This window comes from Albidovulum litorale (genome assembly GCF_025751495.1).
Classification (GTDB): domain Bacteria; phylum Pseudomonadota; class Alphaproteobacteria; order Rhodobacterales; family Rhodobacteraceae; genus Albidovulum; species Albidovulum litorale.
This window is the reverse complement of the sequence record NZ_JAOWKZ010000002.1, coordinates 805,433-831,312: the sequence shown is the minus strand read 5'-3', so window position 1 is coordinate 831,312 and position 25,880 is coordinate 805,433. Positions and strand designations below refer to the sequence as shown.

Below are 25,880 nucleotides of genomic sequence, written 5' to 3'. Positions count from 1 at the left end.
GTTGGGCAGAAGGTAGGCTCGGCTATGTGGCGCGTCAAGGGATGGTGGTCCGGACAAGAGCCTGCCTCACGATATCGGGATTAAGAGGCATAAGCCGACCGGTTCGTGTCCAGAGGATCGCGGTTTCGATCCGGCGATCGGGATAGATCTCGCCCAGCATTGCGGCATAGGCCCCCATCTGGCGCAGGATGCCTACGGGCACATTCTCCGGGCAGTCGGGCACGATCGCGTTGGACTTGTAGTCGATCGCAACGACATGGTCCGGCGCGATCAGCAGCCGGTCGATCGTACCGAGTAGCCTGCGCCCCCCGAGGGCCGGAACCCGAGCCGTCAACTCAACTTCGGCCAAAGTTCCTTCGGCGAGGATGGTGACCATGTCCGGCGATGCGATGACTGCCCTGGCCTCGCTCAGAACAGAGTCTATTTCACCTGAAAGTGCGGGCACTTCACTCGTCGACGTGAGAGCCTCGGCGATACGCGGCCAATCCTCTTCGGGCCAAAGCGGCAGATGTTCCAGCAACAGATGCAGCCAGGTACCGCGCCGTTTCGCTGCTTCTTCGTCAAGCCCCGCTTCACCGGGCAACGCCTTCGGCCCGCCGAGGGCAGAGGGTGACAACGTGGCTTCCACGTCAACGACCGAAGACGCGCGATCCGCCACCCATGAGGGCAGTGTTGGAAGGGCGGGTGTCGTCGCGGTTTCGACGGTTCCTGCCATCGGCCATGTCCCGAAGGAATAGCGGCGCAAAGGGCCGGGCACGTCGCCATCGACAATCTCGGCCCCGACCTTGTCCATCGCGTCGGCAACCAGCCCATACCAGCTTTCTGCCCCTTGACCGACGTCACCGGCCCCGCAAACGATCAACCAGACCTCGGCCCGCGTCATCGCGACATAAAGAAGCCGCATGCGCTCTTCCCGCTGCCGCTCCCGCAAGACCGCAATCTCGTCTGTGATCTGAGGCGGGCTTTCGTCGGACTTCGTCTTCCAGACCGGCCTGCCGTCGACATGCAGAATCTCGTCGCGCATCCGTTCGGCTGGCTTGGCAGTATCGGGCAGGATGACGATAGGGGCTTCAAGACCCTTGGCCCCATGAACCGTCATCACCCTGATCGCCCGCGAAGCAGTGTCGAGGCGGCGCTTGATCTCGACCTCATCGGTCTCCATCCACACCAGAAAACCGGTCAGGCTCGGGACTTCGGCGCGCTCGAAGGCCAGCGCCTGCGACAGAAGCGCGTCGATCCCATCCTCAGCCTCCGGTCCCAACCGCGCCAAGATCTTCCGACGACCGTCATGACGCGTCAGCATGCGCTCGATAAGGTCGAAGGGGCGTAGAAAATCGGCCTGATCGCGCAGATCGCTCAGAATCGCGGTCGTTTCAGGAAAGTCGCCCGCCCGTTCGCGAAGCGCAGCCCAGAGGAACACGCCATCGCCGCGTCCCTGCGCAAGATCATAAAGCTGCCCTTCGGTCCATCCGAACAGCGGCGAGCGCAAAACGGCGGCGAGCGACAGATCATCCTCCGGCGTCGCAAGGAAGCTGAGCAGTGCGGCCAGATCCTTGACCGCCAGTTCGCCTCCGATCTTCAGCCGATCGGCCCCGGCGATTTCAAGCCCGGCGGCCTTGCAGGCCCGGATAATCTCGTGAAACAGGGCCGAGCGGCGCTGGACAAGGATCAGGAAGTCGCCCTCATGAACGGCCCTGTCGCCATTGGGGAGCGGGATCCTCGCACCCTCGTCAATCAGCCGCCGAATCTCGCCCGCAATCTGGCGCGCCAGCACGACGGTATGATGATCCTCGGGAAGAATGTCGGTCGGTTCGTACCATTCCTTCTCGTCCGGATCCTTGGTTTTCGGCATCGCCGGCCAAAGATCGACGCGACCCGGCAACGCATTGTGAAAGGCGATGTGCTTGAATGCGCCGTCAAGGCCCCGGCTGACACGTTCGTCAAACGTCAGATCTACGACATTCAGGATCGCGGCCGACGACCGGAAGGAATGCAGCAGTTCCAACTCGTGAAAGGCAATGGAAACCGCCGCATGTTTCTCCGCGAAGTGGCGCCTCATCTCGTCGAAAGCCTTCAGGTCGGCGCCCTGAAAGGAATAGATCGACTGCTTCTTGTCACCGACCACAAAGATGGTGCGGACATGATCGCGCGCGCCATCGCCTGCGGTGAATTCCTCGGCCAGTCGTTCGATCACCAGCCATTGGCCGGGACTGGTGTCCTGCGCCTCGTCGACCAGGATATGGTCAATGCCGCCATCGAGCCGGTAGAGCACCCAAGTCGCGACCGACCGGTCTGAAAGCAGCGCGGCAGCACGGTCGATAAGGTCATCGAAATCGAGCCAGCCGCCCATCGCCTTGCGCGCGGCATAAAGTGGCAGGAAACATGCAGCAAAGCGATGCAGGGCATGAGTCTTTTCGGCCGCTGCGAGGGCAATCCGTTTCGCGCGAGCAGCCTCCACCCGGAGCATCAGCGCCTCAAGCTCGGTCATGAACGGCGCGGCGGGGCCGTTCTGCAAAGTCTTCGTCGGAAAAGCGCCGATCTTTGCAGTGAATGGACCCGCCTTCGCGGACTTTCCATAGAGGAAGATGCTTTCCAAAACCGTCAACGTGTCCGGGCCGGGGCGGTCGAATGTTAGAGTCGCAAGCCTTGCGCCCGCCTTCGAGTCGTTGGGGCCGGACGTGAGAAGAAGCGGGATGAGCGACGACACAAGCTCGGCTTCGCCGCCCACAAAGACTTCTGCAATCAGGTCAGAAGTCTCGTATGACTCATCGAGACCGAACGCGGTAAGCGTGGCTTCACGCGTCATGCTATCTTGGAAATCGACACTGTTCCTGCATAAATCGCTCAAAAATCCGGACAGGTCCTCGCCGGAGACGAACGCTGCGGCGGCATCGAATGCATCCCGGTCTTCTCCCGACGCCTGCTCCTCGACAATCTCCTCGCGCATCAGATTTGCGGCCCGGTCGTCGAGTTCCCGGAAATTCGGCGACACGCGCGCCTCAAGCGGGAAGCGGCGCAGGAGAGCCGCGCAGAAGGAATGGATCGTCTGGATCTTCAGCCCGCCTGGCGTTTCGATTGCACGGGCAAAAAGTCGACGGGCGCGGGCCAGCGTTTCGGCATCGATCCGGCCATCGACACCCAAATCGTCAAGCGTCTGACGCAATTTGTCTTCCGGCAGCATTGCCCACTGCCCCAGCCGGTCGAACAGCCGGTTCTGCATCTCGCTCGCCGCTGCCTTGGTATAGGTCAGACAGAGGATCTTTTGCGGTTCAGTACCACCCATCAGCAGTCGGGCGACCCGGTCGATCAACACCCGGGTTTTGCCCGACCCTGCATTGGCGGACAGCCAGATCGACTGACCGGGATCTGCGGCGCGGACCTGCGCCTCGGTGGCGTCGTTTCGCCTCATCCCACGTCCTCCGGCGTGGCGGGATCGCTCATCTGCCATTCGCCAAAACGGGCGAGGTGATCGTAATCGCCAGCCCGTCGCGTCTCAAACACCGCACGCCGGGCGATGTAGCCGGTTTCACGCTTCAGATATGCGGTGATGAGCTGGCCAAGCCGATCCCATTCGGCATCAAATAGGCCTTCCTCCATCGCACCCGGCTTTTCATCACCGTCGCCACCTAGATGGATATAGGTCGTACCGGCAACCTCGCGTGGCCCAAGTTCGGTAAATCCGCCACGTTCCGCCATCGCCGCCTCAAGGATGAGCTGCTTGTCGAAGGCCCGCTGCTTCTTGTCACTAGGCGGCGTACCTGTTTTGTAGTCATAGATATGAACGCGCCCGTCATCCAGAAGATCGATCCGATCCGGCCGGGCAGTCAGGGTAAAATCGACGTTTTGTAGTGAAACAGAGCCTGTTCGTTCCATAACGAACGGTGTTCCAGCGGCCTGTCTGCTCTTTTCTTTCGCCACGAAACTGTCTGCGATGCGTGCCAGCCGCGCCAACCATAAACGTCGCGCGCTCGGCCAGGCGATTTCGTCATCCAGCACGGTTTCCGCCAACTTCAGAAGCCGCTCCCGAGCTGAATCCTGGCTTTCGCCGTCAGGTCGCATCTTGATGAAGGTCTCCACCAATCTGTGCAGAACCTTCCCCCGCAATCGGGCATCCGGCATTGGCCGCAGAGGGTCGAGCGGTTTCAGACGCAGGATGGTCCGGGCATAGACCGCATAGGGATCACGGATCAGCCGTTCGATGCCCGTCACGGGCAATTCGCGCGGCCGGGCCTCGACCGGCGGGCGGGGGGCAGGGCGCGTCGCTGGCGCAACCCGTTCGGTCGCCTCCATCGCAACGCCGAGCTGCAGCCACGCGTGACCACGGTCGCGCATTGACTGCAGGGCTGCAGGCCCATCCTGATCAGGCAGGCCCTGCAAGAGGTTCGTCAGTCGCGCAAGCCAACGGGACGGAACCGTTTCCGACTCAGAATCCCGGATCGCGCGGCTTAGGATGACCTCAGGCGCGGCGGCGGCCTGCTGGAAATCGTGTGCGGATAAGCCGACTTGACGTTCAGGCAGCAAAAGCCCGGCCTTGAGCCGCATCTGACGAGACAGCCATGGGTCAGGCGCCGGGGTCGCGGGCCAGACGCCGTCGTTCAATCCGGCAAGGATCACCAGCTCGGCACCCTGAACCCGCGCCTCAAGCGTTCCCCAAATCGCGATCAGCGGATGGGTGACCTCGGCCCGCCGCACACTTCCCGTACCAAGCAGCGTCGCGATGAGGCTGGCATAGTCGGCAGGCCTCATATCGCCGCCATGACCAGCCTCCCGGTGCAATTCCTCCATCATGCGCAGGCTTAGTTGGCCCGCCTCCTCGCGCCACAGCTCGCTTGCATCGGCGGTGCCGTCAGGGCCGGCCGCCAGCGCGCTTATCAGCGCCAGGTGCGTCTCTACATAAGTGGAAATGGATATTTCGTGATCAGCTTCGATACCGAAAAAGACCGCAGCAACCCACTCTGCCCAGGTGTACCGCGTCGCTTCTCCACTGGCGGCGGCCCAGGCTTTTATATCCTCACCTGTCGGAAAGGGCGGGCCTTTTCGGCGCAGCTTTAGTTCCAACTCCCGCGTGTAACGCAGGTGGTTGCCCCGGTCGGCTCCACCCGTCGCGGTCAGGGGGTGTTTCAAAAGGATCAGCAGGGTTTCGGATGTGAGCTTTCGACCGAACAGGGCGGCCGTATGTCGGAGAAGCCGCCCCGGAGCGGTCTGGGCGAGTGGTTGGCCACCACTGTCATCGGGCAGGATGCCCCACCGGTCGAGCGCAGCCGTGACGCGGCGGGTCAGGTTGCGGTCGGGTGTGATCAGCGCGGCGCGCTTTCCGTCTTCTGCTGCCTTTCGCAGACAAAGAGCGATGGCGATGGCCTCGGCCCGTTCGCCGGGCGCCTCTATCAGCGTCAGATGTTCTGTCGCCGCTCCGAGTGGGCCAAGACCTGCACCTTCAGCCATCCACTGATCCGTCACGGGCGCCGGGCGCAGTGCCAGCGACACAAGCCGATTGCGCGCCGGATCGGGTGGTTCGCTGGCGTGCCAGGCACCGATATCAGCGGGTTTCAGGTTGAGCGTCTGCATGAGCGGCAGGAAGCGGTATTGTGGATGATCTTCTGCCGGATAAGGACCTGATAAGAGACTATTCCACGCAAATTCAGGCATGTCGAAATCAAAGCCCGGCAATACGACGGCCCCATGCGGCAACCGCGCCACCGCCTGAAGGAAAAGTTGTGTTGCGCCGCGGGACCCGGTCGATCCGGCGACGATCACCGGATCGGCGGACGGTGTATCCAGCCAGCGTTTTATCAAAGCCTCGATAATGCGGCGCTGGCGCGCCTCGCTGTCCGGCGCGGCATCATCGGCGAAGTAACGTGCGACAATGCGGATGAACTTCAGGCTGCGCTCCCAATGGACGGCGTGGTTTTCTGCGAAATCGGGCGCTTCGAGTACCTCTGGTGGCACGCCTTCGCCCTGCATCTCGTCCATGAGACGCGCCAAGCTATCGGCGAGATCAAAAACGGCGGCGCCCGGCGCGAAATCGCGTTGTTGTTCGACAAGGCGTGAGACGAGTTGCGCGAGTTCAAGCCTGCGGCGTAAAGGTGGAACCGCGGGCGGCAAATCTGCCAGCGGGTCCCGGCCGAGATCTGTGATCAGTCGCAGACGCGGCAGCAGGCCAGCGCCCTGCGCGTCGAAGGACTGACGGACAGATCGCAGCATCCGCGACGTGTTTAGGTAAAGTGTGACACGCGCCATGGCTTCGGGGGGGCGTCCCGCAAGACGTTCGACAAGTCCCTCCACCAACAGTTTCGGAAAATCAGCCCCGGGGGGAAGGGCAAATACACTTGGCGTTGTTTTCGCGTCAAACATCGACAGCCCCGGCGAGAAGCGCCTCGGCCAGCGGAATAGCGTCGGGCCGTCCGACATCGCACCAGCCGCCTCGGTGCACGCAACCGAACAATCGACCTTCGGCGAGCATTCGGTCCCAGAGGACGTTCAGTGAGAAAACCGGGTCGGGCACCGCCCCGATCCCGCCGGGATTGATGATCTGTGCGCCGGTATAGACGTAGTCCCGGCCCCGCTTGATCCGACCGGACCGGTCAATGTCAAAATCCCCGGCGCCGATGTGGCCGGTTGCATCCGCCCGGGGAACCAAGAGAAGCAGTGCACTCGCGGCGTCCGGGTCCCAGTGCGACCGAAGAGTGGAAAGACCGTTCGACCCGGTCCAGACGGCGTCCGTGTTCAGCGTGAAAACGGGACCGGTTCCAAGCAGCGGCAATGCCTTGCGCAATCCGCCGCCGGTCTCAAGAATCGCGTCTGTTTCGTCTGAGAATGTGATATTTGGTCGGTCTGAGAGGTGTGCGCGGATCTGTTCGGGCAGATAGTGGAGATTGGCAACGATGCGGCCAATACCGGCCTCATCCGCAAGGTCCAGCGCGTGGTTGACAAGCGTCCTTCCCGCCACCTCGATCAGGGGTTTAGGCCGCGTAGCCGTGAGCGCCCCCATCCGGGTGCCGAGCCCGGCGGCAAAGAGCATCAGGGCGTCGGGTACTGGCCGCATTGATCCTGTATCCTTCCGATCCGGTCTGGCGTTGGCTCCGGCAATCCGTCCCGCACGGCATCGCGCAGGGGCGTCAAAGCGGGGTGGGTGAGGTTGCGTTCCAGATAACGCCAGACCCGTGGTAGATAGCCCAAATAATGCGCCTTGCCAAAATGCAGGCAGAGCCGCGCAAAGACACCGACGATACGTAGAGCCCGCTGGGCACCGAGAAGTGCGTAGACCGGTACGAACGTATCCGCTTGGACGCCCGTCTTGCTGATATACGCGCGAACCATCTCGGCTTCGGTCGCAACGGACACATCGCGGCGGGCGTCCTGCAAGAGCGAAACAAGATCATAGGCCGGATGAGCTGCGACCGCGTCCTGAAAATCCAGGAGTCCGACACGCGCAACACCGGTGCGGTCGGGCAGCCAGATCAGATTTTCGGCGTGGAAGTCGCGCAGGCTGGTCACCAATCGTCCATCTGCAAGACTACGGTACAGATCCGCCACGATGTCCGGCACTCTCAATGCGGCCTCGTTTGCCTTAACGCCGATGCCCGCCAGATACCATTTCGGTGTCAGTTCAACGAGTTCGGCAAGCAATGCTGCGTCAAGCGGTGCCACAAATGGTGGCGTCGGTCTGCCGTGAAGGTCGGCGAGAAAGTCGATTGCGGACCCGTACAGCGATGCCTCGCACCCGTGCTGCCGCGCCATCAGCCGGGCGAACAGGCCGTCACCAAGATCCTCGACAAGGACAAGGCCCGCGTCATGGTCTTCGGTGAGAATCGCGGGTGCCGAATAGCCTTTCGCATGCAGCCAACGTGCCATTCGCGTAAAGCGCCTTGTATCCTCGCCGCGTGCAGGGGGCGCATCCATCAGGACGGCTCGCTTCACGCCAAGGATCAGCCGTTCATAGCGGCGGGGGGATGCGTCACCGGCCAGCGCAAGTCGACGGGCGGTCTTCCATCCGGCGGTTTCAATGAACCGCGTAATCTCGTCAGCCCGGTCAATCATGCTAACGCCGCCTGAAACGCGGCAATTTCGGCAATCACAGGCGCCCATCGCCGGTTTGATGCGGAAATGGTCAAAACGCGGCTGGTGTTGTGTTCGCCCGCCTCCATGTCCAGTTGAAGCGCGTCCGCGGGTTGTTCCGGGCCAAGCCGATCTGGCCATTCGACCAGGCAGATCGCTGTGTCGAACGCCTCGCCTAGTCCCAGTTCCAGAATGTCTGCCGGGTCGGTTAAACGGTAGAGGTCGGCATGCCAGATATCGATACCGTCAAGTTCGTACACCTGCACCAGCGTGTAGGTCGGAGAGGGAACGTCCTCCATCCTGCCTTCCGCGGCCAGCCTGCTTTGGATCAGGCTGCGGCAGAAATGGGTTTTCCCTGCGCCAATGGGACCACTGATCAACAGCGTGTCCCCGGCCTTGAGCATCGACGAAATCCGCGAGGCTAGGCGCGTCGTGGCTTCCTCGGATGACAGGCTCAGCCGGATTTGGGTTGGGTGCGGGGCAGCATCGGTCATGCGGCGACTTTTATCTGCCGCACGGCTGTCCGCAAGGCTATAGCGCGATCAGGCGCTGACCTGAGACCGCGTGCCGGTTGCGTGACCCTCGTGCCGCTGCCCGGTTCCGCCCGCCCTTGTCTGGCGTTCAAAACCGACGAGAGTTGCACCGCCCGACAAGGGCACAACGCGGCAAGCCAGCGTTTCACCGGTATGCAGGGTCGCGTCGCCCCCCCATTCTGCGCGTTCGCTGAAGCTGCCTACGAAATCACGGATCTCACCCCAGATGGGTGATGCTTCGGTTGCGGCCTGCCAGACACGGATCGAATCCAGAATCGTAACGGTGCCCAGCGTCACGCCGGGTTCCACCCCCCACAGTGTATCGTAACAGGTGTTTGACAGTATCAACTCACCCGCGGGCGAGAATACAGCAATGGCTTCGTCAAGCGTATCTACAACGGACTGACCAAGTTCAATCTCCGACCGGAAGTGCCGGGTCATTGAAATCTCGGCACTGATGTCTTCGAGAAGGAAGGCCACCGCACCATCGGGATGCGGGCGTCCGGTCACCCGGTAGGTCTGACCCGATGGAAGCGTCCAGGTTTCCTCGTAGAGGCCCGACGCCGCTGCCTTCTCAAGCTCGGCCATCGTCGCGCGCCATGACCGATAATCCTTCGGCTCGGGAATAACCTGGGCTTCCCTCAGGCGATCGAGAAAAGAAAACAGCGTTGGTCTGGCAGAGAAGAAGTCGGCACCGACCGATGTCAGGTCGACCAGGGCCGGATTGAATAGGGCCAGTTGCCGCTGCCGGTCAAAGATGGCCAGGCCGATCGGCAGATGGGCGAATGTTTTTGTCAGTGTCTGAACGAATTCGCGCAGGGAAACTTCGGCCTTTACGACAGCATCGGCCGGGATCGCGAAATTGAGGCCCCCTGAACCGGAAGGGAAGCGGTGGCACTCGTACCAGCGGGTCGGTCCAACGGATGCGTTGCGCAGCATCTGCCGCTGAGCGTCAGTGCCCTTGAGGGAAGCACCGTTCGGGAAAATGGCCGGTATTGGCCAGGTAATCTCGTCCCGATCAACGCCCTCCTTTTCGGCCAAGCAGTCGAGATAGGCACTGTTGGCCCAGATGATCATGCCATCCTTATCCTCGCGCCAGACGATGATCGGCGCGGCTTCGAGCGTTTCCCTCAGCGCGGTGATTTCTTCCTCCTGCGCACGCTGGCTCAGCGTATCCACGAGTACAGCCTGCCCTTCAGCCTGAAGGTCTGTGACGGTCAGTCTCGTCATATTACCGAGGCTTTCCGCATGAATCTGGATATTGCGGCCTGCCTTTCCCGTCAGAGTGATTTCTCCCCTTTCCCGCAAGCGGGCAAACTCGGTTTCGAAATCACTTACACGCTCGGACAGGTAGACCGAAAGGTGGCTCCACGGCGATCCGGCGCCGGGAATTGCGTTCAGAAGCGCGCGTGCCGGACCGGTCGCGTCCACTAGCTCATGCCCGTCGAATAGAAAGATCGCCTGTTCGAGGGGGCCGGGTAACAGCGGCGCTGCCTTGCTGCGTGTCCTCGCTTGCGGCAGCGCCGAAAACACCAGAAGTGCCGTTATTGCCGCCGCAACGGAGGTCGCGACAACGCCCAGTACGAGCGTAATTGAAACCAGCATGTCGAACCCGTTTCCCGAAAGGAGCCTGCGCTCCCTGAGAAACAGCATTCGACTACAGGATTAACAAGACGTTAATGATTCAACTTTTAGGAGATATGAATCAGACTTGCATCTGCCTGTTCTCGCCAAGTTCACTCCGTGCCCGTGTCTCGATTGCGGATCTCGGCCAGACAACTTCCACCAGGGCGCCGGAACGTTCGGGTCGTTCGTCTTCGGTAAGGAACGGATCGGACCCGTTCTTGAAGCTGAGCCGGGCGCCTGTCCGTTCCAACAGCGTTTTTGCAATGAACAGGCCCAGCCCCATTCCTTCATAGCCCGGCCGCCCGGCTCCTTCGTCCCGGCGGCGACGCATGAGCGGGTCACCGATGCGTCCCATCAAATGCGGAGGAAAGCCCGGACCGTCATCCGCAATCCGGACAAAATGAGTGTCAGACGACCAGTCAGCATCTACCCAGATGTTTTTCTCTGCGAAATCCACGGCATTCTGAACGAGATTGCGCAAACCATGAATGATCTCGGGCCGCCGCAGGATCTCGGGTACGACTTCGGACCCCGCTTCATCGCGCAGATTGAAATGGATCGTCTTGCCACGGTTCAAGTGCGGTTCAGCGGCCTCGCGAATGACTGCCGATAGCGGCGCCGACCGCATGTGAAGGTCATCTTTTCCGGCACGCCCCATCGACCGGAGGATATCGCGGCAACGGTCGGCCTGCTGACGAATGAGCTCCGCGTCCTCACGCAAAGTCGGCCGGTCATCAAGTTCGTCTACCAGTTCGGCGCTGGCCAGTTTGATGGTGGCGAGGGGCGTGCCGAGTTCATGCGCTGCAGCCGCCACGACCCCACCAAGGTCAGTCAACTTCTGTTCACGCGCCAGCGCCATTTGGGTTGCGAGCAATGCATCACCCATTGAGTGAATCTCTGACGCAACCCGACGTGCATAAAGGCCAAGGAACACGACGCCTATCACGATTGCGAGCCAGAACCCGAACCCAAAAACGCCCGGAACTTCGACCGTTCCGCCATCCTCCATGCGAAGGGGGATATGATAGAAGGCAACGAAGGATACAAACGCGATCGTTACGGTTCCGACAAAAGCGGTTGCGCGGGTCTGAAGCGCCGTGGCGGCGATTGTGGCGGGCGCCAGAATCAAGAGCGCGAACGGATTGTTCAGTCCCCCGGTCAGGAACAAGAGCAGCGACAGCTGTGCCGTGTCGAACAGCAGGATCAGCATCGCCTCCGTTTCGGTCAGGCGCTTGTTCTCGGGGTAAACAAAGATCGCGATCAGATTGGCCGCGACGGCTGCGCCGACAACCGCAAGACACAGCGTCACGTTTAGATCGACGCCATAGTATTTCCACGCGACCACGATAGCAGTTGCCTGACCGATCACTGCCATCCATCTGAGAAGGATAAGGGTCCGCAGCCTGACCCAGTCGCTGTGTGCGATCCGTACCGCAGAGGCGTCGTCCGATCCGTGTCCTGGGTTAGCTGCAGCCGGTTGGCTCATGACGGGTCCTGTTGTCGCATCCGACGCTTGTGAATTGATAGTCGGCCCGCAATGCGCGATCAATGCCGCCGCAACCCCCGGAGGATTCGAATGCCGGTATCGACACGAGCCTATGCCCTCGCCGCCGTTTCCGTCGTGGCGATCGGCCTGGTCGCAACCTATGCCGTCACGCGTAACGGCACGTCCGACCGATACGCGGCCTGCCGCGCCAGCAATATTGCCGGTGCGGCCGCGATCGGCGGCCCCTTCACGCTTGTCGATGAAGATGGGCGGACTGTGACAGACAAGGATGTCCTGACCAAACCGAGCCTCGTCTATTTCGGCTATACCTTCTGTCCCGATGTCTGCCCCACCGACACCGCCCGCAACGCCGAGGCTATCGATGCGCTTGAGGAACAGGGATTTGAGGTGACGCCCGTCTTCATCTCGGTCGATCCCGACCGCGACACGCCTGCGGTGCTGAAAGAGTGGACCGACTACCTGCATCCCCGGATGATCGGGCTGACCGGCTCGGCCGAGCAGATCGCTGCGGCGGCGAAGCAGTACCGTACCTACTACAAGGTGCCGGAAGACAAGAGCGACGAGTATTACCTCGTCGATCACATGACGCAGACATATCTGATGCTGCCCGAAACGGGATTCGTCGAATTCTTCAATCGCGAGATGACCGCCGAGGATATGGCAAACAGCGTTGCCTGCTTCCTCGGGTCCTGACCGATCGCCCTCGGACCCCGTACTTGTCAAAGCGCCCAACCGTCTCTATCGAATGCAGGGACGCAACACGTCCGGCCTCGTAGCTCAGGGGATAGAGCGACCGCCTCCTAAGCGGTAGGTCATAGGTTCGAATCCTATCGGGGCCGCCACTTCCAATCGTAAGTTATTGAAATTAAATAACATCATTGATGGCGTTCACGCCAATCCGCCCTTGAACCCGCCTTATTGTTTTCGGCAGATGTTCGCTCCATCTCCATCAATTCGACTTCATTAATGATCTGGCTGGCTAGTTCCTCTGCGGCCTCAAGCACCCACGTCACGCCCTTACCGTCAGCGAACAGTCTCGATGTTTCGTTTTCCTCGGCAATGATCGACGCGCGAATCATGCCTTGAAGGCGGTATGCCTTACCGCTTGTGCTGATCTGTCTCATTGGCGCGCCCTCATGCTGCGAGTTTGAATATCGTCCGGGCAACCGCCTGCATCGGAGAAGGCTGTCGCAGCCATCCGAGCCGCCCTAGAGGCCGCTGGCGTAGAATTCATTTCCGAGAACGGCGGGGGTCAAAGGTGAGACTGAGGAGGTCAGAATGACCCGAAATGAGAAGGATAATGTAGAAGCGCTCACTGAATGCGTTCGCGATCTCGCATGTAGGTGTTGGACCTACGCGAAACAGAGCGAATTTCAGCCGGGCATTCCAGAACCATCCAACGTGTAACAGATTGCGGGCAAACTGGTTGCCCCTTCCTCGACATTTCCGATGAAGTGCGCAAAAGTTTCATTGAGGGACAACTTGGGTCGAAATCCGCCAGGCTGCACGTGATCGCCGGAGGTCGGGAGTGAGGTTGAAGAAATGAGTTATAACTACAGGCAGGAAATATCAAGTTTCGGACTTATCGCGTTGGCCGTGATTGCGACCGCAAATCTCTATCCAACAGCGATAATGTCGGCAGAATTGGATGGTGACCCTCTCGACAACTATATTTTCTACTTTTGCTTCGTAGACGCACCGTCTGAAACCAAACAAAGAGACGCCGGGTCTCTAATTTTTAAGTATATTGGAGATGAGATTTCAATGTTCCCTAGCGGAGAGAAAGTAACTGAAATCGGAAGCATGTTATCGTGGTTCGAAAGAGGTCGTATATTCGTCCTTCGAGATAATGAACTAACAGTAATTGATTCCGATGAAGTAGCATCCGGCACCTGCGTAGATTCGACTTACACAATCTCGAATTTTCTTGAATCGTTAGCTAAGGAAGATCCGGAGGCGTTGATCGGACTAGTATCATCGTCGCAATCTGATTCTGACTAAAATTTCTTCTCGACAAGTTGTAACACTATTCCGCGTGCCCCAAAGCTCCTTGCGTTTGGCCAGATTCTCGCCCTTAGGACCGCGTCGCCGCGTCCAGTTCTTTCATTGCGTTTATGGCCGCCTGCTCAGCCTCGGAAATTTTGTGAACGGCATCCGCTTTCTGTGCCTCCTGCGCAGCCCGCTCTGCCGCCCGCGTCATAGCGACGGCTGACTGGTGCGTATCGAGAAGTGCGCCCATTTCCCGAACCAAATGCGGCGCAACCTGCTCCTCGTATGTTGCTCGCATGGTGGCTTGGTGTTCTCGGTCAATGCCTGCCAGGAAGGCTGGCGCATCCAGCATGGCCGCGAGAGTTTCCGAGTCCTTGGACTTCATCGCGCTAAGCAGGAGGCTGTTGCGGTCAGCCTGCGACATCGCCCGTAATGCCGACCGAATTTCGGGACCGCGCGGCCCGTCAGTCAACTTGGTTTCCTCACGTAACTTCTGCCCTATCGCATACCCCGCCTCGGATAGAATCCGGTCGGCTTCGGCGCGGCTCTTTGCGGCTGCACCCGCCAGCTTCTTCGAAGCATCATGAATGCTTTTCAGATGCGACGCCTCGGTCTTCGTCGGGTCGCGCGTCGTCAAGATCACGTCAAACGCCTCCGACGCCAACGCCATTCTGGTCATTTCGCCAAGCATCTGGGCAATGCCCCCGGTCTGTGCACGCTCGTTCTGCGCCTTCGCGCGTTCAAGAATTTTGCGGATTGGTACTGAGTATTTCATCTTGGTGGTCCTGTTCTAATGAAGCCTGCGGGCGTCCATTGCAGCCCCGTCAGGACAATTGGTCGATTGGCAGTTCCGTTTGCGTAGGCGACAACCCCGGCAACCGCGTTTGCTCGGTCGTCGTGGCCGCCGGGAGGATGGTCGATGGAGTCACGCCCCGAACGACTTGTGCGCCTCTCAAGCGCTATCAATTGCCGCTCCATCTTCTGATCTGGCGGCAATTCCACGCGGCCCGAATTCAGGGCCGCCAACATTTCAAGGTAGACCTCGGATCGGTTCTGCTCCGAAACTTCGTAACCGATCCCGTGCTTCTTGAATTCGTCGCGCGGCCAACGCCCGGCGTAGCGGTCACCCATTACCCGCTTCACGCCATAGGGAGTCATTAGCTTAACGAACTCGGCCACCGTTTCAGCGGGAGAACCAGAACGGCCCTCCACCAGATCGACAATTACGTGCCGACCCTCCAGGTGACCTATGGAAATTGTGAATTCATCCGCCCCGCCGCCAGACGGATCGACAAAGGCCAGATAACGCGTACCCTGCACCGGAGGCAGCATTCGCGGCTTTGGCCGGGTGCAGTCGCGGATCAGGTCGGCATCCAACAGCATCGCAATGTCGGTGCGGAATTCTGCAAGCCATTCAGCCCTCGCGCGCGAAGCATCTTCCGCCATAGCCGCCTCAACAACAGACTCGGCGATGGTGGGATTCATGGTGCGGCTTGGCGCTTGAGCCACAAGCGCGCGGTTTTCGTCGTCATTGCCAAACGCTCGGCGGTAAACGTCCCACAACACACCCCGCCGGGCATAGGGCGAGGATATGCCGATCAGACGCCCGTCAAGCGTGGCCAGGGCGGGGCGAAGGGCCGCAACGATCTCAACGTCAGGCGAGGCACCGTCGGCCATCCAGAAGGCGATTTCGTCCAGAATGACCGCTGCAAGCGTGTAGCCCCGAACAGTGCGGTATGTCGCCGTTGCAACCTCGATCACAACCCGGTTCGTCAGTTCCAGGCCCTGCGCCGTCTCGCGCTTCACCAGCGGTCGCAGCATGGGGTGGTCAAACAGGCCCTGTACATAGCGGAGGAGCGTTCTGGCTTGCGCCCGGTCAGCCGCAAGCAGCATGACCGTTGCAACCTCCCCCGGCGACAGTTTCGGGCGATAGTCTCGGAAGGCAGCCTCGTACACGCCCACAAGCGCCGCCACGTGGCTCTTACCGCCCCGCCGCCCCACAGGCACCCACAACTCGCGAAAGCCGCCCTCTGCGAAGCTCTGACGCCCCGTCAGGCTCTTGACGGTCTCCAGGTCTTCGTCGCTCATGTCGAGGCCATAGAACGCGCTCAGGAGCGCGCGCCATGCGCTGAAGCTATCGCCCCCGAAGGTTTCGCCGAACAAGTTCGGGTCGGTCATGGCGTCAACGATGCTAACCACTGGCCGCCCCCTTCTTGGAAATGTAGCTGTCGAGGGAGGGCGTCACGTCTCGCGCCACGCGCTTTAGGCCAAGGTCGGAAAGCAGACGACGCATGGCATTGGCAACCGTGGAATAGGTCGCAGGGTCGAATTCCTTGGAGTTAGCAAATTCAGTTTCGGCTTCCTCGCACCACACCGCCAGCGTAGCGGCGCGCGCCATGATAGCCCGCTGCGCTTCTGTCAGGTCATTGCCTAGGTCGTCTTCAATGCGCGAGGTGATTTCGCGGAACCGTCGAGCCGCAAGTGTACGCCCGTCAACACCGGCAAGGGCTACGGAACCGTTACCGCGTCTTGTGCTGAATTCTGGCTTGGGTGGGGCTTTCGGCATTCTATCTAAGGGCAGGTTGTTGGGTGGAATGGTGAATTATGACATCCTAAGCATTTGATATCAATATTTCATTCCGTTACATTGGCGTCCATTGTGGCTGCCAGCATAGATTTCTGAAGCCGCAGCAGAAAAAAAGGTGAAAATAGTGCTTGACATAGAAAGGTCAGAAGGGCTGTCGCAATGTGCTTTCAACGCACGCCCTACCCCAACCCTTGCGAGAACGCCGCCCCAAGGGCGTTCACTCGCATAGGGGTATAAGGGGAGTGTGTGGCTAGCCGAGTTAAGGCCGATACAAGGCCGAGTGAAGGAGACTGAATCGACCGAGTTAAGGGGCGAGTGAAGACCGAGTGAAGCACTATTCCGCGTCATAAACAGTATGCCCCGTTCGGATAACGTACCGCGTTATTGTTCAAAGGGGATTGAAAGCCATCGGCACAAAATGGAGGTGCAGCTTAATGTAGGGACCCCAGGCCGGGTGCGAAGGCGACTACCAACGGATTTACCACAAGGCAAATGCCCGCTTTGAGCCCTAAGCAGAAATTCAAAGGGAGTTTCAAGTTTATATCAAGGCAATTTCCATTTCGGCCGCTGGGACGATGACGCCTAAAATCGGGTCATATTCCTTGCCTGTCCTCGGCGGGCCGAGAAAATCAGTTGATAAGCCCATGGCTCTCGCGCAAAGTCTCACAAATGACAGCTCCGATCCGCCACCTCGCCCATTTCAGCTGGGGCACGCTGCGCGCCCCCGTGGATGACCCGCAGATTACCACCTTTGCTGAGGCCGTTCCGCGCGTCAATTCACGTGCTGAGGCTAGTCCGGGCTTTGTCTGGCGCTTCGGCGACGAGCGACCACCGGCGGAGGAGGCCGGTTGGCCGCTCTTCGATGACCAGCGCATCATCGCATCCTACTCGATTTGGGAAACGCCCGAGGCGCTGAAGGCTTTCGTTTACCAAGGCTCGCACGGCGCCTTCTACAACCGACGCGCCGAGTGGTTCGACCAGGACGCCCCTCGCGGTTACGTTCTTTGGTGGGTCGCGCCAGGTCACAGACCCGACATCACCGAAGCTTGGAGCAAGGTCGACAAACTGGCCACCGAGGGCCCGTCAGACGCGGCATTTACCTTCGCGCAACTCGCGCCAGCAGCTAGCTCAGGTAAACTGTAATCGAGACTCATCGGCGCCCTCAAGCCGAACCAAGCTTTCGCCGGACAGACTTATTCAGCCCGCTTCGATGACGTGACGAACGACTGGTTTGTCCCGATTGCGGACGTTCGCTGTGTGACGAGGCTAGCGGCGAGTGAAGCACTATTCCGACTCCACTATTCGGTTAACCCTACGGGATGGCGGGCCGCTTTCTTCGGTACGGATGGTCCCTTTCGCAAAGAGCGCCTCCATTGCGATTTGTAGGGAGTTCTTTGTGCAACCCTCGGCGCGGCCAGACCTTGCGAAGACATTCGGGGCATAGCCGTGTCCGGTCTTGGGCGACAGGTGGCGGCCCTCCCCTGCGAATTCCCGCAGGAGTTTCAGGAACACCCGCTCGGCCTTGGAGTTAGCTGCTAGCCGGTCAAGTCCAGTTTCCTGAGGCTCGGCGACGAAAACGCCATTCTGCCAGCGCAGCGCGATTTCCCCGCCTGTGCGGGCATAGTTTGACTTCATGCCGCGAAGCACTCGGGCGTCCGGGTTGGCCTCATATCCTTCTGACTTCACCCGCTCTAGGTAGAGACGGGACCGAACCGAGTTGTTCCATGCCGTCGATCCCGACGTTCCGGAACCGCTGGTCATCCCCGACAAGCTCGGGTGTGCGAGAAGGACAACGGCGCAGTCATGGCGGATCGCCAGCCTCCGCAGAAGCCCGATGAACTGCCGCGCCTGCGCCCGGTCGTTCTCGTTTCCGGGGAACAGATCGGCGAGGGTATCCAGCACCACCAGCGCCGGAGCAGCTTCGGCCATATAGGCTTCAAGCTCGCGATATAGGCCGGAAGCTATCAGCGCCCCTGTGCGCCCGTCAGAGTGCGCCATAAGGGCATCCTCGCCCGCTAGGCTGCGAATGGTCAGCCGGTCCATATCGGCCAGCGTTACGCCCTCGGCGGCGGCAATATCAGCAAGGCGGCGGTGAATCTCGGCCATGTCGTCTTCTGCCGAGATACACAGCGCCTCGCCCCCGGCGACGAACCGGCCGAGCCATGTCTTTCCCATTGCCGTTGCGGCTGCCAGTTGTAGGGCCAGGAGCGACTTGCCGGTGCCGCCATCACCGTTGATGAGCGTCACGTTGTGCCCCGGCACGAAGCCATCGACGTGCCATTCACGCTTGGGAATGTCCTGTCCGTGCAGCGTTGCCGCTGATACGAACGTTGACTTGCGTTCAACCTCCGATACCTCGTTTAGGTACGCTTCCGGCGGCGGTGGCGGCTGCATGTCGGGGGTTTCGCGAAGGGTCTTCAAACCGCGCCCTCCCCGTAAGCCAACCCGGCCACAAGGCAAGCTTGGGCATAGGTCAGTCCGTAAAGACGCCGCAGGCGGGCAATTCGGATTACGATCATGCCGCACCCCCGATCATACCAACACTGCGGGCAAAACTGAGCCTGTCCGCGTCTGTGAAGCTGTCCCAAAGGGCGGCGAAGATGCGTTTGCGGGCGTTGATCCCGAGCGCCATTTCACCAAGGCGGCGCAGCCCGGCGAGCGTGACCGCCTCCAACTCGGGAACATGAGCGCAATCGGCCCACCAAGCCGCTTCCTCGCGGAACTCATTGAGGAACGGATGAGCCGGGCCGCTGGTGCGTAGGCTATCGAGGAACGCCGTGCAGACTTGGGAGGCGTCTTCGGCGTCGCATTCGCCAATGGCAATGCAAAGACTCTTTGCCCGCTCCGCGCGATGGCGGTAATATGCGGTCTTGAAGTTTGCCGCTTCGAATTTGGCCCCGGTTGCGCCCGCCAGCGCGCCGGGGTTTTCCGCTTTCTGCTCGATCATGGCTTAGGCCGCCTTCTCGGCTTGAGCCGCTTCCCAAGCTTCCAATTCGGACAGCCGCCAGTAATTCATCCTGTTGATTTGGATCGGTTGCGGAAAGCCGAGCTTTGCGTCATTCTGCCAGCGCCAGATCGTGACATGGCTCTTGCGGTAGCGGGCCTGCACGTCCGGCCCGGTTAGAAATTCGGTAGGTGTCGGTTTGACGTTCGCCGCGTGTACCTTGTTCATTTCGGTCCCCATCGTGTGAATGACGACCCATGAAATAACGTGTACGTAATTGGACAGTGGCGCGCGGTGTCCTAACTTTCTTGGTGTCGGTTCCACTGTTTGAGAATGGCGCTGCTGTTCCCCAGCCCCTCGCGTTCACAGATTTTCGCCGCCCGGCTCTTTCCGAGTTTTGGAATTAGCTCCGACATGCGTGCAAATCGCTCCATACGTAGTGGGTTATTTATCCTGCTCGTTTCCTGCCCGGCACTTTTGCTGCCGGCATGGACTTTACCACCACGTAAAGCATCGGCCTCCCATTGCCATTTCATCTGCGCCTTAGCCCATTCCACACCAGCGTCGAAGGCGTGTCGCGCTGCCAAATCGGCATTGCCATCAGCAATTTCGTGCCTCGCACAATCAATGTTTGTGAGAATGACGTCAGCAAAGGCTTCGGGTGTATCCTCAAGGAAAGGTTTTGCGTTCTCAGACTGCCGCAAGACCTCATTACAGACATAAACCGCGTTAGAGGTGACAGCGCCAAATATCCCGCCCCCGTCCCGCATTGCAGCGTTCCAAGCCTCCGTGTTTTGGCGCATTACTTCTTTCTGCTCAACTGCCGTCTCAGGAAGATTAAGAGAATACTCAGTAATCCCTGACCCATGCGCCTCCCGCTTCATCCTACTGCCCCCAATTCGACAATCTGTCCGTGAGTTTTCCCGGACAGGAAATCATGCCACGCAGCCATCATCCTGCGCCGCTTCTCGATTTGGTCGCTGCGGTCGTAAGCCTGCTGAACCTTGGTTCCCACTTTATGCGCCAACGCGATCTCGGCCATGTCGCCATCAAACCGCGTGCGCTCTGCAACCCAAGTGCGGAATGTCGATCTAAGACCATGCGGAACCATTGGTTCCTTCGTGACCGCATCAAGGTAGCCTTTGCCGCCCTTCTTGATATCGGACTCGTGAATGACCTTCGCGACCTTGCCAAGCGTCGCGTCAGACAACGCCCCGCCTTTGGGCGCCCAAAACACATATGGACAACCTTTGAGGCGCGGCAGGCTTTCTAACAATGCGACCATACCGTCAGTAAGCGGAACACGGTGTGCCTTGCCGTTGGAAGGTATCTTCGAAGCCTTCCGGCCCGGCTGGATCGTCCAGACGCGATTGTTAAAGTCGATCTCATCCCATGCTGCGAACCTGATCGCGCCAGACCGCGAAGCCGTCAACGCTTGGAATTCCAGCGCCCGCGCACCCATGCCTTCGCGCTGGCGCAAGTCATCCCACCAACGCACCGCGTCATCGAGTTGCAAGGCTGGCCAGTTCTTTGAACCTGAAACCTTACTTGGTGCAGGCAACACCATGTCGAGGTTACCCGTCCAGCGCGCCGGATTGTCGCCCGTGCGGTGACCCTGCACGGTCGCATACGCTAGCACCTTCTCTATGCGCTGACGAAGCTTCGCGGCGGTAACGGTCTTCTCTGTCCAGATCGGCTGCAGAACTCGGAGCACGTCTTGGAGCGCGATATCCTGCACCAACATATCGCCGATCTCTGGTATGGCGTGCAGATCAATTGTCGCCCGCCACTGCACTCTATACTTCTCGCTTGAGAACTCCTTCACCTTTTCGGTAGCGTAGCGGTCTAAGGCCTCCCTAAACGTCAGTCCGCGCCTCGCCGCAGCCGCCAACGCCGCCCGCGCTTCCTTACGCTTGGCTATCGGGTCGATTCCTTCCTCAAGCATCGCTTTGAATTCGCGCGCCTTATCGCGGGCCGCGCCGGGCAACACGTCAGGGTACGGACCCAAGCCAATCTCTCGCTTCTTGCGCCCTCGCTCGATTACGTTGCCGTCAGCGTCCTTGCGTTCGACCCATTCACCATATCGGGTCCGCAATACCCACGACTTCGCCCCGCTCGGCTGTATCTGAATATAGAGGCCAGACACACCACCAACAGCGACTTTGACAGCCCTATCACCGCCAGGGTGTTCAAGCCCCTTGATTTGTACCGGTTGCATTTCCTTGGCTCTCGGAGGCATCTTCAACCATCCTTCAATCCGCCCTTAATCATGTTCTGCAATGTACGGCGGCGAAAGGTAAAGTTCAACGGAAATTGTTAAATTTCTGTGCGTTACGGTCAGCGTGTACCGCTAAGAAAGGAAAAGAAAGGCGGCGGCGATGGCTATCGGGGCCGCCACCATCCTTAGAAACGGCGTGTCGTCACGGCATTGCTGGACCGCAACAAGGACCGGTCAACTCAAGGCAGCAATCGCCTCTGCCGTCGCAGGAATCACACCTTTTTCGGTGACGAGGGCGGTGACAAGCCGTGCCGGCGTTACGTCGAAACTCGGATTGGCTGCGGCAGAGCCGGGAGGCAGCAGGTCGACCCGTGTCACCGCCTCGCCCGACCGTCCCGAGATGAAGCGGACCTCATCCTGCGACCGGTCCTCGATCGGGATTTCGGCAATGCCGTCGTGAACACGGTGATCGATCGTCGGCGTCGGCAACGCAACGTAGAAGGGGATGCCGTTATCCTTCGCGGCGAGCGCCTTCAGATAGGTGCCGATCTTGTTGCAGACATCGCCCCGCGCGGTGGTGCGGTCGGTCCCCACGATCACCATATCGACATCGCCATGCTGCATCAGATGCCCGCCTGCATTGTCGACGATGACCGTATGCGGCACGCCATGGCGGCCGAGTTCCCATGCCGTCAGGAAGGCGCCCTGATTGCGAGGGCGGGTTTCATCGACCCAGACATGGACCGGAATTCCGGCATCATGTGCTTTATAGATCGGCGCGGTGGCGGTGCCCCAATCGACGGTCGCCAGCCATCCCGCATTGCAATGGGTGAGGATGTTGACCGGCGCGCTGCCTTTCTTCGCGGCGATATCACGGATGATCGCAAGGCCGTTGTCGCCGATGGCAGAGTTGATCGCGACATCCTCATCGCAGACCCGCGCGGCCTCTTCCCATGCGGCCTCGGCGCGGTCACCTTGCGGCAGGGGGCGCAATACCGCGTGCATACGGTCAAGCGCCCAGCGCAGGTTGATCGCGGTCGGGCGGGTGGCGTGCAGTTGCTCATAGGCTTTTGCCAGCGCCGTGTCCGAGGCATCGGCCCGCATCGCCAGCGCCATACCATAGGCGGCCGTTGCACCAATCAGCGGCGCGCCGCGCACCAGCATATCGGAAATCGCGCGGGCCGCATCCTCGACGACCGTCAGCCGCGCTGTCTCGAACCGGTGCGGAAAGAGTGTCTGGTCGAGGATGATGACCGATTCTCCATCCGGGTCGGGCCAGATCGTGCGATAGGCTCTGCCGTCAACTTTCATGGTCTTTCTCCTGATCCGGCCAGTACTTAGGATAGGCGCAGGCGCGCCGCCTGCAAGTGAAAGCATGTGTCGCGGGTTGCGCGGCAACGAATGCCGCCATATCTCGGGTCGCGACGAGTTGGAGGTTTCCATGGCAGACGACAAATTCTCCGGCTGGCACGGCACGACGATCATCGGTGTGCGGCGTGGCGGTGAGGTCGTGGTGGCGGGCGACGGGCAGGTGAGCCTTGGCCAGACCGTGATCAAGGGCACCGCGCGCAAGGTGCGGCGGCTTTCCCCCGGCGGGCGCGACGTGGTTTGCGGGTTCGCCGGATCAACGGCGGATGCCTTTACCCTGCTGGAACGGCTGGAGAAAAAGCTGGAGGCTGCACCGGGGCAGTTGACCCGCGCCTGCGTGGAGCTTGCCAAGGACTGGCGGACCGACAAATACCTGCAAAAGCTGGAAGCGATGCTGATCGTTACGGATGGCACGACGCTATTGGTCGTGACCGGCGCGGGGGACGTGCTGGAGCCCGAACATGACGTAGCAGCCATTGGCTCGGGCGGGAACTTCGCGCTTGCCGCCGCGCGGGGTCTGATGGAGACAGAGCTTTCGGCCGAAGAGGTCGCCCGCAAGGCCATGGCCATCGCCGCCGATATCTGCGTCTACACCAACGGCAACCTGACGGTGGAGACGGTCCGTGGCTGATGAGGCCAAGACCTTCGGCCCTGCCGATCTGCGCGCGGCCGTCGCCGCCGGGCTCGTGACCGAGGCACAGGCTGCGGGGCTGACCGCGCTGGCCCATGACCGGGCGGGCAGACGTGCAGCACTTCCGGCCGAGGATGAGCCGTTCGAGTTCTTCCGGGGCTTTGCCGAGATTTTCATCGCCACCGGTCTTGCGATCCTGCTGGCGGGTCTTGCGATCCTTCTGGGCGTCCTTGGCGGGGTGTTCATCCTGATCCTGATCCCCGCAATCATCGCCATCACCGCCTGGGCGCTGGCGGGCTATTTCACGTTGCAGCGGCGGATGAACCTGCCGTCCATGGTGCTGGTCAGCGCCTATGCAAGCGGGCTTTACGTTTCGTTCTTCACGGTGTTCAGCCAGATGGATATGGGGCTGAAGGGCATCGCCTTCCTCTCGGCGACGCTGACGGCGGGGGCGGTTCTGGTCTGGTTCAGGCAGTTCCGGCTGCCGTTTTCGATGTTCGTCTTCGGCGTCTTTGCTCTTCTGGCGACCTATGCGCTCTTCACCCGCTACAATCCCGGCGGCACGATCGACGATATCGACAGCTGGGCCCGCAGCTTCGCCCCGCGCGCCAATCTGACGCTGGCATCCCTCGTTTTCGGCATCGGCGCCTTCGCGGGTGCGATGTGGTTCGACATGCAGGACCCGCGCCGGATCGGGCGGCATTCGGCGACAGCCTTCTGGCTGCATCTACTGGCCGGGGCCGCGCTTGTGAATTCCATCGCGGGCAACCTTTATGGCGGGGGCGGGTCTGCGGCGATCCTGCCGACGACCGTGGCCCTTCTGATCTTCGCCCTGATCGCTTTGGTCATCGACCGCCGGTCAATGCTGACCGCCGGCATCGCCTATATCGGCGCGGTGATCTACTGGGCCGTCGCGGGCGACGGCTATGCCGGCGCGATGGACTGGGCCAAGATCCTGATCATCCTCGGCACCTTCTTCACTGTCCTTGGCACCTGGTGGGTGCAGATGCGCGCGGGCCTGATGCGCGCATTGCCCGACTTTCCCGGCAAGGACCGGCTTCCGCCCTATTCGGAGAGCAAATGACCAACCTGACCCCCCGCGAAATCGTCTCGGAACTCGACCGTTTCATCATCGGCCAGAAGGACGCCAAGCGCGCCGTGGCTGTCGCCTTGCGCAACCGCTGGCGGCGCAAGCAACTGCCCGATGATTTGCGCGAGGAGGTTTACCCCAAGAACATCCTGATGATCGGCCCCACGGGCGTCGGTAAGACCGAAATATCGCGGCGGCTCGCGAAGCTCGCGAAGGCGCCATTTCTGAAGGTAGAGGCAACGAAGTTCACCGAGGTCGGCTATGTCGGCCGCGATGTCGAACAGATCATCCGCGACCTGGTGGACACCGCGATGATCGAGACCCGCGAACGGATGCGGGAAGAGGTCAAGGCCCGCGCCCATCAGGCGGCTGAGGAACGGGTGATCGAGGCTATCGCCGGGCCTGACGCCCGCGAGCAGACGCGCGAGATGTTCCGCACGCGGCTGAAGAAGGGCGAACTCGATACTACCGTGATCGAGCTGGAAGTGGCCGAAGCCGCGCCGCAGATGCCGATGATGGACCTGCCCGGCCAGCAGGGCATGGGGATGATGAATCTCGGCGATATCTTCGGCAAGGCCTTTGGCGGGCGGCGGGTGCGCAAGAAGATGACGGTCGCCGAAAGCTATGAAGTGCTGATTTCGGAAGAGGCCGACAAGCTGCTGGATGACGAGGCGGTCAAACAGGCCGCGCTGGAGGCGGTGCAGGAAAACGGCATCGTCTTTCTCGATGAGATCGACAAGGTTTGCGCCCGGGCCGAGACGCGCGGCGCCGATGTCAGCCGCGAGGGCGTGCAGCGCGATTTGCTGCCGCTGATCGAGGGGACGACGGTCAGCACGAAATACGGGCCGGTGAAGACCGACCATATCCTGTTCATCGCGTCGGGCGCCTTCCACATTGCCAAACCGTCGGACTTGCTGCCCGAATTGCAGGGCCGCCTGCCGATCCGCGTCGAACTGCGCGCGCTGACAGAGGAGGATTTCGTCCGCATCCTGACCGAGACGGACAATGCGCTGACCCGGCAATACACCGCGCTGATGGGCACGGAAGAGGTGAATGTCAGTTTCACCGAGGACGGCATCGCGGCGCTTGCCCATATCGCAGCCGAGGTCAATCGCAGCGTCGAGAATATCGGTGCGCGTCGGCTTTATACCGTGATGGAGAGGGTGTTCGAGGAGCTTAGCTTCACCGCCCCTGACCGGGCAGGCGAGGCGGTGGTTGTCGATGGCGCCTTTGTCGAAAAGAACCTCGGCGATCTGTCCAGATCGACCGACCTCAGCCGGTACGTCCTCTGATCCTCTGGTACGGCAGACCCCCGTGCTGTATTGCGACTGC

At 60.6% G+C, this 25,880-nt stretch carries 23 protein-coding genes and 1 tRNA gene; 7 read left to right on the top strand and 17 right to left on the bottom strand.

Annotation, left to right across the window (positions count from 1 at the left end; all coding sequences use genetic code 11):
* Positions 1-34 precede the first annotated feature (34 nt).
* Genes addA through regB form a run of 7 tightly spaced genes read right to left on the bottom strand, consistent with a single transcriptional unit; the run spans position 35 to position 11,700 of the window.
* Positions 35-3,409 carry a double-strand break repair helicase AddA gene (gene addA, locus OEZ71_RS09910; protein WP_263739789.1) on the bottom strand — a complete coding sequence of 1,125 codons (3,375 nt, stop codon included), beginning with the start codon at positions 3,407-3,409 and terminating at the stop codon, positions 35-37.
* Positions 3,406-6,351, bottom strand: coding sequence for a double-strand break repair protein AddB (addB, locus tag OEZ71_RS09905; protein ID WP_263739788.1), 2,946 nt, complete (start codon positions 6,349-6,351; stop codon positions 3,406-3,408). Before addB ends, addA begins: the two co-directional genes overlap by 4 nt.
* On the bottom strand, positions 6,344-7,042 hold the full coding sequence (locus OEZ71_RS09900) for a nucleotidyltransferase family protein (protein ID WP_263739787.1): 699 nt from the start codon (positions 7,040-7,042) through the stop codon (positions 6,344-6,346). Before OEZ71_RS09900 ends, addB begins: the two co-directional genes overlap by 8 nt.
* Positions 7,018-8,037, bottom strand: a complete 1,020-nt coding sequence (locus tag OEZ71_RS09895) for an aminoglycoside phosphotransferase family protein (protein ID WP_263739786.1) — start codon at positions 8,035-8,037, stop codon at positions 7,018-7,020. Before OEZ71_RS09895 ends, OEZ71_RS09900 begins: the two co-directional genes overlap by 25 nt.
* Positions 8,034-8,549 (bottom strand): tRNA (adenosine(37)-N6)-threonylcarbamoyltransferase complex ATPase subunit type 1 TsaE, encoded by a 516-nt coding sequence (gene tsaE, locus OEZ71_RS09890; RefSeq protein WP_263739785.1) that lies wholly within the window; start codon positions 8,547-8,549, stop codon positions 8,034-8,036. Before tsaE ends, OEZ71_RS09895 begins: the two co-directional genes overlap by 4 nt.
* Before the next feature lie 48 nt (positions 8,550-8,597).
* Positions 8,598-10,241, bottom strand: a complete 1,644-nt coding sequence (locus OEZ71_RS09885) for a PAS-domain containing protein (protein ID WP_263739784.1) — start codon at positions 10,239-10,241, stop codon at positions 8,598-8,600.
* Positions 10,242-10,293: 52 nt separating this feature from the next.
* Positions 10,294-11,700, bottom strand: a complete 1,407-nt coding sequence (regB, locus tag OEZ71_RS09880) for a sensor histidine kinase RegB (RefSeq protein ID WP_263739783.1) — start codon at positions 11,698-11,700, stop codon at positions 10,294-10,296.
* Between the two features lie 90 nt (positions 11,701-11,790).
* On the opposite strand from regB, the gene OEZ71_RS09875 reads away from it, so the two are divergent.
* Entirely contained in the window at positions 11,791-12,414 is a 624-nt protein-coding gene (locus OEZ71_RS09875) for an SCO family protein (protein WP_263739782.1), read from the top strand.
* 73 nt (positions 12,415-12,487) lie between these two features.
* Positions 12,488-12,563, top strand: a tRNA-Arg gene (locus tag OEZ71_RS09870).
* 33 nt (positions 12,564-12,596) lie between these two features.
* Here the strand turns inward: OEZ71_RS09870 and OEZ71_RS09865 are convergent.
* A complete protein-coding gene (locus tag OEZ71_RS09865; RefSeq protein ID WP_263739781.1) occupies positions 12,597-12,845 on the bottom strand; it encodes a hypothetical protein in 249 nt (82 codons plus the stop codon).
* Between the two features lie 418 nt (positions 12,846-13,263).
* Between OEZ71_RS09865 and OEZ71_RS09860 the strand changes: the two genes are divergently transcribed.
* Positions 13,264-13,722: a hypothetical protein gene (locus OEZ71_RS09860; RefSeq protein WP_263739780.1), complete on the top strand. Its 459-nt coding sequence runs from the start codon at positions 13,264-13,266 to the stop codon at positions 13,720-13,722.
* A gap of 73 nt (positions 13,723-13,795) precedes the next feature.
* Here the strand turns inward: OEZ71_RS09860 and OEZ71_RS09855 are convergent, their stop codons facing one another.
* From OEZ71_RS09855 to OEZ71_RS09845, 3 genes are all read right to left on the bottom strand, one after another.
* Positions 13,796-14,401: a hypothetical protein gene (locus tag OEZ71_RS09855; protein WP_263739779.1), complete on the bottom strand. Its 606-nt coding sequence runs from the start codon at positions 14,399-14,401 to the stop codon at positions 13,796-13,798.
* An 80-nt stretch (positions 14,402-14,481) separates the two neighbouring features.
* Positions 14,482-15,909, bottom strand: a complete 1,428-nt coding sequence (locus OEZ71_RS09850; RefSeq protein WP_263739778.1) for a hypothetical protein — start codon at positions 15,907-15,909, stop codon at positions 14,482-14,484.
* Entirely contained in the window at positions 15,902-16,108 is a 207-nt protein-coding gene (locus OEZ71_RS09845; protein WP_263739777.1) for a hypothetical protein, read from the bottom strand. The genes OEZ71_RS09850 and OEZ71_RS09845 overlap by 8 nt, the downstream gene beginning before the upstream one ends.
* An 858-nt stretch (positions 16,109-16,966) precedes the next feature.
* On the opposite strand from OEZ71_RS09845, the gene OEZ71_RS09840 reads away from it, so the two are divergent.
* Entirely contained in the window at positions 16,967-17,440 is a 474-nt protein-coding gene (locus tag OEZ71_RS09840; protein ID WP_263739776.1) for a DUF3291 domain-containing protein, read from the top strand.
* Positions 17,441-17,581: 141 nt separating this feature from the next.
* Here OEZ71_RS09840 and OEZ71_RS09835 read toward each other — a convergent pair whose 3' ends face one another.
* From OEZ71_RS09835 to mtnA, 6 genes are all read right to left on the bottom strand, one after another.
* Positions 17,582-18,718, bottom strand: coding sequence for an AAA family ATPase (locus tag OEZ71_RS09835; RefSeq protein WP_263739775.1), 1,137 nt, complete (start codon positions 18,716-18,718; stop codon positions 17,582-17,584).
* Between the two features lie 94 nt (positions 18,719-18,812).
* The gene (locus OEZ71_RS09830) at positions 18,813-19,244 is read right to left on the bottom strand and encodes a hypothetical protein (RefSeq protein WP_263739774.1); all 432 of its coding nucleotides are present in this window, start codon (positions 19,242-19,244) and stop codon (positions 18,813-18,815) included.
* Between the two features lie 3 nt (positions 19,245-19,247).
* Positions 19,248-19,469: a helix-turn-helix transcriptional regulator gene (locus OEZ71_RS09825; RefSeq protein ID WP_263739773.1), complete on the bottom strand. Its 222-nt coding sequence runs from the start codon at positions 19,467-19,469 to the stop codon at positions 19,248-19,250.
* A 71-nt stretch (positions 19,470-19,540) separates the two neighbouring features.
* Positions 19,541-20,125, bottom strand: coding sequence for a hypothetical protein (locus OEZ71_RS09820; protein WP_263739772.1), 585 nt, complete (start codon positions 20,123-20,125; stop codon positions 19,541-19,543).
* Complete coding sequence (locus OEZ71_RS09815) at positions 20,122-21,480, bottom strand: tyrosine-type recombinase/integrase (RefSeq protein ID WP_263739771.1); 1,359 nt, start codon at positions 21,478-21,480, stop codon at positions 20,122-20,124. Before OEZ71_RS09815 ends, OEZ71_RS09820 begins: the two co-directional genes overlap by 4 nt.
* Positions 21,481-21,693: 213 nt before the next feature.
* Entirely contained in the window at positions 21,694-22,770 is a 1,077-nt protein-coding gene (mtnA, locus tag OEZ71_RS09810; RefSeq protein ID WP_263739770.1) for an S-methyl-5-thioribose-1-phosphate isomerase, read from the bottom strand.
* A gap of 130 nt (positions 22,771-22,900) precedes the next feature.
* Between mtnA and hslV the strand changes: the two genes are divergently transcribed.
* From hslV to hslU, 3 genes are read left to right on the top strand one after another with little or no spacing between them, the layout of a single operon-like run.
* Complete coding sequence (gene hslV / locus OEZ71_RS09805) at positions 22,901-23,458, top strand: ATP-dependent protease subunit HslV (RefSeq protein ID WP_263739769.1); 558 nt, start codon at positions 22,901-22,903, stop codon at positions 23,456-23,458.
* A complete protein-coding gene (locus tag OEZ71_RS09800; RefSeq protein ID WP_263739768.1) occupies positions 23,451-24,542 on the top strand; it encodes a hypothetical protein in 1,092 nt (363 codons plus the stop codon). Before hslV ends, OEZ71_RS09800 begins: the two co-directional genes overlap by 8 nt.
* Positions 24,539-25,840, top strand: a complete 1,302-nt coding sequence (gene hslU / locus OEZ71_RS09795; RefSeq protein ID WP_263739767.1) for an ATP-dependent protease ATPase subunit HslU — start codon at positions 24,539-24,541, stop codon at positions 25,838-25,840. Before OEZ71_RS09800 ends, hslU begins: the two co-directional genes overlap by 4 nt.
* The last annotated feature ends 40 nt before the right edge of the window (positions 25,841-25,880 follow it).

Bases quoted from the DNA above. Each gene is read 5' to 3' on its own strand.
- OEZ71_RS09885 (WP_263739784.1), bottom strand. From the start codon at position 10,241: ATGCTGTTTCTCAGGGAGCGCAGGCTCCTTTCGGGAAACGGGTTCGAC.
- OEZ71_RS09825 (WP_263739773.1), bottom strand. From the start codon at position 19,469: ATGAACAAGGTACACGCGGCGAACGTCAAACCGACACCTACCGAATTT.
- OEZ71_RS09855 (WP_263739779.1), bottom strand. From the start codon at position 14,401: ATGCTTGGCGAAATGACCAGAATGGCGTTGGCGTCGGAGGCGTTTGAC.
- OEZ71_RS09895 (WP_263739786.1), bottom strand. From the start codon at position 8,037: ATGATTGACCGGGCTGACGAGATTACGCGGTTCATTGAAACCGCCGGA.
- OEZ71_RS09860 (WP_263739780.1), top strand. From the start codon at position 13,264: ATGAGTTATAACTACAGGCAGGAAATATCAAGTTTCGGACTTATCGCG.
- OEZ71_RS09900 (WP_263739787.1), bottom strand. From the start codon at position 7,042: ATGCGGCCAGTACCCGACGCCCTGATGCTCTTTGCCGCCGGGCTCGGC.
- OEZ71_RS09865 (WP_263739781.1), bottom strand. From the start codon at position 12,845: ATGAGACAGATCAGCACAAGCGGTAAGGCATACCGCCTTCAAGGCATG.
- OEZ71_RS09820 (WP_263739772.1), bottom strand. From the start codon at position 20,125: ATGAAGCGGGAGGCGCATGGGTCAGGGATTACTGAGTATTCTCTTAAT.
- OEZ71_RS09875 (WP_263739782.1), top strand. From the start codon at position 11,791: ATGCCGGTATCGACACGAGCCTATGCCCTCGCCGCCGTTTCCGTCGTG.
- tsaE (WP_263739785.1), bottom strand. From the start codon at position 8,549: ATGACCGATGCTGCCCCGCACCCAACCCAAATCCGGCTGAGCCTGTCA.
- OEZ71_RS09845 (WP_263739777.1), bottom strand. From the start codon at position 16,108: ATGGCGCGCGCCGCTACGCTGGCGGTGTGGTGCGAGGAAGCCGAAACT.
- OEZ71_RS09840 (WP_263739776.1), top strand. From the start codon at position 16,967: ATGACAGCTCCGATCCGCCACCTCGCCCATTTCAGCTGGGGCACGCTG.
- OEZ71_RS09830 (WP_263739774.1), bottom strand. From the start codon at position 19,244: ATGATCGAGCAGAAAGCGGAAAACCCCGGCGCGCTGGCGGGCGCAACC.
- addA (WP_263739789.1), bottom strand. From the start codon at position 3,409: ATGAGGCGAAACGACGCCACCGAGGCGCAGGTCCGCGCCGCAGATCCC.
- regB (WP_263739783.1), bottom strand. From the start codon at position 11,700: ATGAGCCAACCGGCTGCAGCTAACCCAGGACACGGATCGGACGACGCC.
- OEZ71_RS09815 (WP_263739771.1), bottom strand. From the start codon at position 21,480: ATGCCTCCGAGAGCCAAGGAAATGCAACCGGTACAAATCAAGGGGCTT.
- hslV (WP_263739769.1), top strand. From the start codon at position 22,901: ATGGCAGACGACAAATTCTCCGGCTGGCACGGCACGACGATCATCGGT.
- addB (WP_263739788.1), bottom strand. From the start codon at position 6,351: ATGTTTGACGCGAAAACAACGCCAAGTGTATTTGCCCTTCCCCCCGGG.
- mtnA (WP_263739770.1), bottom strand. From the start codon at position 22,770: ATGAAAGTTGACGGCAGAGCCTATCGCACGATCTGGCCCGACCCGGAT.
- hslU (WP_263739767.1), top strand. From the start codon at position 24,539: ATGACCAACCTGACCCCCCGCGAAATCGTCTCGGAACTCGACCGTTTC.